The sequence below is a fragment of the Kineococcus indalonis genome (assembly GCF_009906395.1).
In the GTDB taxonomy this organism is placed as follows: Bacteria; Actinomycetota; Actinomycetes; order Actinomycetales; family Kineococcaceae; genus Kineococcus; species Kineococcus indalonis.
The window spans coordinates 1-3847 of the sequence record NZ_JAAALM010000390.1; the positions used below are offsets into that span (position 1 = coordinate 1).

Below are 3847 nucleotides of genomic sequence, written 5' to 3' on the forward strand. Positions count from 1 at the left end.
TCCTGCCTGTCACCGCGCCCGCCCGGCGCGGTGACAGGCAGGAAACGCAGATGAGCCGTCCCGGTGACCCGGCGCCGCCGCCGGGTGGGACACCGCGGACCCCGGTGCTGGCGGACGTCGCCGAGCTCGCCGGGGTGTCCCAGCAGACCGTCTCGCGCGTCGTGCGCGGTTCCGGCTCGGTGGCGCGGCGCACCCGCGAACGCGTCGAGCAGGCCATCGCCGAACTGGGTTACCAGCCCAACGCCGCGGCGCGCGCGCTGGTCACCCGCCGCTCGCACCGCATCGGCGTCGTGGCCGCCAGCACCTCGCTGTACGGCCCGGCCCTGACCCTGGTGGGGGTGCAGGAGGCCGCCCGCGCCGCGGGCTACTCCGTCACCGTCGTCATGGTCAGCGACCTGCTGCCGGCGACCGTGGCCGAGGCGTTCCAGGAGCTGCGCGGCCAGTCGGTCGACGGCGCGATTGCCGTGGTGCCCGAGGACGCCTCGCAGGCCGCCGTGGCCGCCGCCGACGCCGCCTTCCCGTGCGTGCTCGCCCCCGGCCTGGACGGCGCCGGCGTGCCCGACGCCTACTGGAGCGAGGTGGCCGCCGCCCGGGAGGTCACCGAGCACCTGCTCTCGCTGGGGCACCGCACGGTGCACCACGTGGGCGGCCCGGGCGACTGGGCCGAGTCGCGGGCGCGCTCGACGGGGTGGCGCACGGCGCTGGTGGAAGCCATGCGGGTGGTCCCGCGACCGGTGCGCGGGGACTGGACGGCCGCGTCCGGGTACCGCGCCGGGCGCGAGGTGCTGGCGGCGGGGGCCACCGCGGTCTTCTGCGGCAACGACCACATGGCGATCGGCGTGGTGCGCGCGGTCACCGAGAGGGGGCTGTCGGTGCCCGGCGACGTCAGCGTCGTCGGCTTCGACGACGTCCCCGAGGCCGCGTACCTCAACCCGCCGCTGACCACGGTGCACCAGGACTTCACCGAGATCGGGCGCCGCTGCGTGCGCGTGCTGCTGGGGCGGCTCGCGCAGCGGGTGGTGGAACCGGGGGCGGTCACGCCCGGGTTGGTGCTGCGCGCCAGCACCGGGCCGGCGCCGTCCACACCGCGCACCGGCGGACGGGCGCCGACGCCCCCCGCGGCGCGCGAGCCCGCCGCCCCGGCCCCCTGAGGGGGCCCGCACGCACCAGGGCCCCGGTCGACGTCGTCGACCGGGGCCCTGGTGCGTGCGGGTGGTGCGTCCCGGCCGGGACCGCGTCGGACGCGGTCCCGGCCGGTGCGGGTCACTGCCCGCCGGTGAGCTTCTCGCGCAGCGCGGCGAGGGCCTCGTCGGACGCGAGGGTGCCCGCGGCCTCCGGGGCCTCCGAGGTGTAGGAGGACGGAGCCGAGCCGGAGCTCGAGGAGGACGACGAGGAGGAGGACGACGCCGCAGCGGCGGGCACGCCCTCGGCCTCGGCGCGCGCCTCGGCCTCGGCCTGCTCGGCGACCTGGCGGCGGTGCGCCTCCCAGCGCTCGTGGGCCAGCGCGTACTGCGCCTCCCACTCCTCGCGCTGGGCCTCGTAGCCCTCGAGCCACTCGTTGGTCTCCGGGTCGAAGCCCTCGGGGTACTTGTAGTTGCCCTGCTCGTCGTAGTCGGCGGCCATGCCGTAGAGCGACGGGTCGAACTCGTCGCCGGAGGCGGCGAGGGACTCGGTGGCCTGCTTCAGCGACAGGGAGATCCGGCGGCGCTCCAGGTCGATGTCGATGACCTTGACGAAGATGTCCTGGTTCACCTGGACGACCTGCTCGGGCACCTCGACGTGGCGCTCGGCCAGCTCGGAGATGTGCACCAGGCCCTCGATGCCGTCGTCGACGCGCACGAACGCGCCGAACGGGACGAGCTTGGTGACCTTGCCGGGCACGACCTGGCCGATCGCGTGGGTGCGCGCGAACTGCTGCCACGGGTCTTCCTGGGTGGCCTTCAGCGACAGGGACACGCGCTCGCGGTCCATGTCGACGTCGAGCACCTCGACGGTGACCTCCTGGCCGACCTCGACGACCTCGGAGGGGTGGTCGATGTGCTTCCAGGACAGCTCGGAGACGTGCACGAGGCCGTCCACGCCGCCCAGGTCGACGAACGCGCCGAAGTTGACGATGGAGGAGACCACGCCGGAGCGGACCTGGCCCTTCTGCAGGGTCTGCAGGAAGGTCTGGCGCACCTCGGACTGGGTCTGCTCGAGCCAGGCGCGGCGGGACAGGACCACGTTGTTGCGGTTCTTGTCCAGCTCGATGATCTTGGCTTCGATCGTCTTGCCCACGTAGGGCTGCAGGTCGCGCACGCGGCGCATCTCGACCAGGGACGCCGGCAGGAACCCGCGCAGGCCGATGTCGAGGATGAGGCCACCCTTGACGACCTCGATGACGGTGCCCTCGACGACCTCGTCGGCCTCCTTCTTCGCCTCGATCGTGCCCCAGGCGCGCTCGTACTGCGCGCGCTTCTTGGACAGGATCAGGCGGCCTTCCTTGTCCTCCTTCTGGAGGACCAGGGCCTCGACCTCGTCGCCGACGCCCACGACCTCGTTGGGGTCGACGTCGTGCTTGATCGAGAGCTCGCGCGAGGGGATGACGCCCTCGGTCTTGTAACCGATGTCGAGGAGGACCTCGTCACGGTCGACCTTCACGATGGTGCCGGAGACGATGTCACCGTCGTTGAAGTACTTGATGGTCGCATCGACCGCTGCGAGGAAGTCCTCAGCCGACCCGATGTCGTTGATCGCGATCTGAGGGGTGCCGCTCGCCGGAGCGGTCGTCGTGGTCGTCATGGAGGTAGGGACTCCGTCAGGGACACTCGTAGGGTCACGCCCGGGGGTTTCCGGCCGTCACGGCGCCGGGATCGTTCCGAGTGGGGGGACGGTCGACGGGCGCGCGCCGCACCAGCGTACTCGGGCTGCTGCGCACAGGCAAAGGACCCCTCCCCCTGTGCACCGGCGGGTGCGCCAGGATGGCGGCCGTGAACGGTGATCGACCCGCCCCCGACGACCGGCCCGGCGCGGGTGCGCCAGGTGGTGCCCCCGGCGGGGAGGACGTGCCGGGCGTGCAGCGCCGCGCCGTCGACGCGGCCGAGGCGGTGGCGGCCCAGCGCCGCTGGTGGGACGCCGAGGCCGCCGGCTACCGCGCCGAGCACGGCGCCTTCCTCGGCGACGCGCGCACCGGCTCGGACCTGGTGTGGGGGCCGGAGGGGCTGCGCGAGGCCGACGCGGGCCTGCTCGGGGACGTGCGCGGGCGCCGCGTGCTGGAGGTGGGGGCGGGCGCGGCCCAGTGCTCGCGCTGGCTCGCCGGGCGCGGGGCGCACGTGGTGGCGTGCGACCTGTCGGCGGGGATGCTCGCCCAGGGGCTGGCCGCCGACGCCGAGGCCGGCGCGCGCACCCCGCTGGTGCAGTGCGACGCGCGCGCCCTGCCGTTCGCCGACGGCGCCTTCGACGTCGTGTTCACCTCCTACGGCGCGCTGCCGTTCGTGGCGGACGCCGACCGGGTGCTGGCCGAGGCCGCCCGGGTCCTGCGCCCCGGGGGGAGGTTCGCGGCCAGCGTGCCCCACCCGGTGCGCTGGGCCCTGCCGGACGTGCCGGGCCGCGAGGGCCTGACCGTGCACCACTCCTACTTCGACCGCCGCGCCTACGTGGAGACGACCACCGGCGCCGACGGGCGCACGCACGTCACCTACGCCGAGCACCACCGCACGGTCGGCGACTGGGTGCGCCTGGTGCGCGGTGCCGGCCTGCTCCTGGAGGACCTCGTGGAGCCGGAGTGGTCGGCCGGCGAGGCGGTGTGGGGGGGCTGGAGCCGGCTGCGCGGGGAGCTGGTGCCCGGCACGCTCGTGCTGGTCTGCTC

3 protein-coding genes are annotated in these 3847 nt (G+C 74.6%); 2 read left to right on the plus strand and 1 reads right to left on the minus strand.

Annotation, left to right across the window (positions count from 1 at the left end):
• Positions 1-50 precede the first annotated feature (50 nt).
• Entirely contained in the window at positions 51-1151 is a 1101-nt protein-coding gene (locus GTR00_RS16215) for a LacI family DNA-binding transcriptional regulator (protein ID WP_166612624.1), read from the plus strand.
• Between the two features lie 112 nt (positions 1152-1263).
• On the opposite strand, the gene rpsA is transcribed toward GTR00_RS16215, so the two are convergent.
• Positions 1264-2781, minus strand: a complete 1518-nt coding sequence (rpsA, locus tag GTR00_RS16220) for a 30S ribosomal protein S1 (RefSeq protein ID WP_166612625.1) — start codon at positions 2779-2781, stop codon at positions 1264-1266.
• A gap of 179 nt (positions 2782-2960) precedes the next feature.
• On the opposite strand from rpsA, the gene GTR00_RS16225 reads away from it, so the two are divergent.
• Positions 2961-3847: class I SAM-dependent methyltransferase (locus tag GTR00_RS16225; RefSeq protein WP_166612626.1), on the plus strand; the 887-nt coding region annotated here is incomplete at its 3' end.

Coding starts and splice junctions, on each gene's coding strand:
- rpsA (WP_166612625.1), bottom strand. CDS start 2,781: ATGACGACCACGACGACCGCTCCGGCGAGCGGCACCCCTCAGATCGCG.
- GTR00_RS16215 (WP_166612624.1), top strand. CDS start 51: ATGAGCCGTCCCGGTGACCCGGCGCCGCCGCCGGGTGGGACACCGCGG.